The organism is Bradyrhizobium sp. Ken64 (assembly GCF_055807555.1).
Genome location: NZ_JBVVPA010000142.1, coordinates 1 through 236 on the forward strand (window position 1 = coordinate 1; position 236 = coordinate 236).

The window sequence follows — 236 nt, forward strand, 5'->3', positions numbered from 1 at the left end:
GCCGACGCGGCGCCCCAATTGAACCGGTAGTTCAGGCCGGCCTTGATGGTGTGCTCGTCATTGCGGAAGCCGACGGCGGTAACAACACCAGCGGCGCTGGTGAAGAGAGCGTTCCGCGTGCCGAAGTCGTAGTACTGGTATTCGACCTTGCCCGACCAGTTCTGGGCGAACATGTATTCGAGACCACCGCCCACGGTGTAGCCGTCGCGACCACCGCCGTTGTTGGTGAAGGTGCC

Annotated in this window: 1 protein-coding gene; it reads right to left on the reverse strand. The window is 62.7% G+C overall.

The genetic code is table 11. The features are described from left to right. Positions 1-236: outer membrane protein (locus AC0L2F_RS35975; protein WP_473251554.1), on the reverse strand; the 236-nt coding region annotated here is incomplete at both ends.